Source organism: Novosphingobium sp. NDB2Meth1, assembly GCF_900117425.1.
In the GTDB taxonomy this organism is placed as follows: domain Bacteria; phylum Pseudomonadota; class Alphaproteobacteria; order Sphingomonadales; family Sphingomonadaceae; genus Novosphingobium.
On the sequence record NZ_FPEH01000035.1, the window covers coordinates 2,501 to 5,823 of the forward strand.

Annotated in this window: 1 tRNA gene and 2 rRNA genes; all 3 read left to right on the forward strand. The window is 54.0% G+C overall.

The features are described from left to right. Nucleotides 1-45 precede the first annotated feature (45 nt). The 3 genes from NDB2M1_RS21645 (at nt 46) to NDB2M1_RS21655 (ending at nt 3,253) form a co-directional block, all read left to right on the forward strand. Nucleotides 46-2,836, forward strand: a 23S ribosomal RNA gene (locus tag NDB2M1_RS21645). Between the two features lie 110 nt (nt 2,837-2,946). Beyond that, nucleotides 2,947-3,061: ribosomal RNA gene (gene rrf, locus NDB2M1_RS21650) — 5S ribosomal RNA — on the forward strand. Between the two features lie 115 nt (nt 3,062-3,176). Further along, nucleotides 3,177-3,253 (forward strand) — tRNA-Met (locus NDB2M1_RS21655). Nucleotides 3,254-3,323: the final 70 nt, after the last annotated feature.

Consider the following 3,323-nt stretch of genomic DNA (forward strand, 5'->3'; position numbering starts at 1 on the left):
AACGGCGACAGTATATGCAAGGCTGTCGTTGATGGTGTGGATTCTCAAGCGTGAGGTAAGAGCATTTGGTGGATGCCTTGGCATGTACAGGCGATGAAGGACGTGGCACGCTGCGATAAGCGTCGGGGAGTTGTGAGCAAACTTTGATCCGGCGATTTCCGAATGGGGAAACCCACCTTCACCATTTCTTCCGTGGTCCGAGCGATCGGTTCAGGGGAGAGGTGGAACAGGTATCACCGAGTTGAATAAAATAGACTTGGTGAAGCGAACCCGGGGAACTGAAACATCTCAGTACCTGGAGGAAAAGACATCAACCGAGATTCCGTTAGTAGTGGCGAGCGAACGCGGACCAGGCCAGTGCCTCATCTTCAACTAGCAGAACAGTTTGGAAAGACTGGCCATAGCGGGTGACAGCCCCGTATGCGAAAGTGATGGATGAGGACTCGAGTAGGGCGGGACACGTGTAATCCTGTCTGAACATGGGGGGACCACCCTCCAAGCCTAAATACTCGTACATGACCGATAGCGAACCAGTACCGTGAGGGAAAGGTGAAAAGCACCCCGATGAGGGGAGTGAAACAGTACCTGAAACCGAATGCTTACAAGCAGTAGGAGCCCCATAGGGGGTGACTGCGTACCTCTTGCATAATGGGTCAGTGACTTAGTTTATCATGCGAGCTTAAGCCGATAGGTGTAGGCGCAGCGAAAGCGAGTCTGAATAGGGCGCTAGAGTATGATGAATTAGACCCGAAACCCGGTGATCTAGGCATGACCAGGCTGAAGGTGCGGTAACACGCACTGGAGGGCCGAACCGTTGAATGTTGAAAAATTCTCGGATGAGTTGTGTTTAGGGGTGAAAGGCCAATCAAACCGGGAAATAGCTGGTTCTCCGCGAAATCTATTGAGGTAGAGCGTCGGATGTATGCCGATGGGGGTAGAGCACTGGATGGGCTAGGGGGTCGCGAGATCTACCAAACCTAACCAAACTCCGAATACCATCGAGTCTTATCCGGCAGACAGACGGCGGGTGCTAAGGTCCGTCGTCAAAAGGGAAACAGCCCTAACCTACAGCTAAGGTCCCCAAGTCATCACTAAGTGGGAAAGCATGTGGGATTTCCAAAACAACCAGGAGGTTGGCTTAGAAGCAGCCATCCTTTAAAGAAAGCGTAACAGCTCACTGGTCTAAATAAGAGATCCTGCGGCGAAGATGTATCGGGGCTAAAGTGATGCACCGAAGCTTAGGGTTCAGTCTTTGACTGAGCGGTAGCGGAGCGTTCCGTAGGCCTGTGAAGCGATCTGGTAATGGGTCGTGGAGGTATCGGAAGTGCGAATGCTGACATGAGTAGCGACAAAGAGGGTGAGATGCCCTCTCGCCGAAAGACCAAGGGTTCCTGCTTAAAGCTAATCTGAGCAGGGTGAGCCGGCCCCTAAGACGAGCCCGAAGGGGGTAGTCGATGGGAACCACGTTAATATTCGTGGGCCTGGTGGTGTGTGACGGATCATGTGTATTGTCACTCCTTAACGGATTGGAGTGGCTTTGAAATGGTTCCAGGAAATAGCCCCACCGTATAGACCGTACCCGAAACCGACACAGGTGGTCTGGTAGAGTATACCAAGGCGCTTGAGAGAAGTATCCTGAAGGAACTCGGCAAATTGCCTCCGTACCTTCGGAAGAAGGAGGCCCCACATATGCGCAAGCACTTGTGGGGGGCACAGGCCAGGGGGTAGCGACTGTTTAGCAAAAACACAGGACTCTGCTAAGTCGGCTTCAAGACGACGTATAGGGTCTGACGCCTGCCCGGTGCTCGAAGGTTAAGAGGAGGAGTGCAAGCTCCGAATTGAAGCCCGAGTAAACGGCGGCCGTAACTATAACGGTCCTAAGGTAGCGAAATTCCTTGTCGGGTAAGTTCCGACCTGCACGAATGGCGTAACGACTTCCCCACTGTCTCCAGGATATGCTCAGCGAAATTGAATTCTCCGTGAAGATGCGGAGTACCCGCGGTTAGACGGAAAGACCCCGTGCACCTTTACTGCAGCTTCAGAGTGGCATTAGGAAAGAATTGTGTAGCATAGGTGGGAGGCTTTGAAGCACCGGCGCCAGCTGGTGTGGAGCCATAGGTGAAATACCACCCTGTTGTTTTCTGATGTCTAACCCAGGACCGTGATCCGGTTCGGGGACCCTCTGTGGCGGGTAGTTTGACTGGGGCGGTCGCCTCCTAAAGAGTAACGGAGGCGCGCGATGGTAGGCTCAGGACGGTTGGAAACCGTCTGTTAGAGTGCAATGGCATAAGCCTGCCTGACTGCGAGACTGACGAGTCGAGCAGAGACGAAAGTCGGTCATAGTGATCCGGTGGTCCCTCGTGGAAGGGCCATCGCTCAACGGATAAAAGGTACGCCGGGGATAACAGGCTGATGATTCCCAAGAGCTCATATCGACGGAATCGTTTGGCACCTCGATGTCGGCTCATCACATCCTGGGGCTGGAGCAGGTCCCAAGGGTTTGGCTGTTCGCCAATTAAAGTGGTACGTGAGCTGGGTTCAGAACGTCGCGAGACAGTTTGGTCCCTATCTGCCGTGGGCGTCGATACTTGAGAGGAGTTGCCCCTAGTACGAGAGGACCGGGGTGAACATGCCTCTGGTGTACCTGTCATTCCGCCAGGAGTGCAGCAGGGTAGCTATGCATGGACGGGATAACCGCTGAAAGCATCTAAGCGGGAAGCCTCCCTCAAGATTAGGTATCATCGAGTCGTGGTAGACCACCACGTTGATAGGCCGGGTGTAGAAGTGCGGTAACGTATGGAGCTAACCGGTCCTAATAACTCTGTTCATGCTTGAGAATTCCACCATCAATGACAGCCTTGCTGATCGGGTGGCGGGCGAATTGCTCAGCCGGAACAACGCCAAAACCAGCATCGATTAAAAACCCGATATGCGCCTGCTTCATTGCTTGGTGACCATAGCGTCTGTGACCCACCCGATCCCATCTCGAACTCGGCCGTGAAACCAGACAGCGCCAATGGTACTAACGCTCAAGCGTTGGAAGAGTAGGTCGTCGCCAGGCATTGAAGCCGGCGCATATCGAGGCAAAAACCCATTCACATGTCAAAACAGCCGCTGCCGGAAAACCCGCGCGGCGGCTTTTTTGTCTCCGGCACAAACGCCGCAAGACAACACATCGCGGGGTGGAGCAGTCCGGTAGCTCGTCAGGCTCATAACCTGAAGGTCGTAGGTTCAAATCCTACCCCCGCAACCACACAGCATAACACACACGCCGCTCCACACACGCCCGTGCGCCTTTCTTGTGTCCAACGCAGACGCGGTTA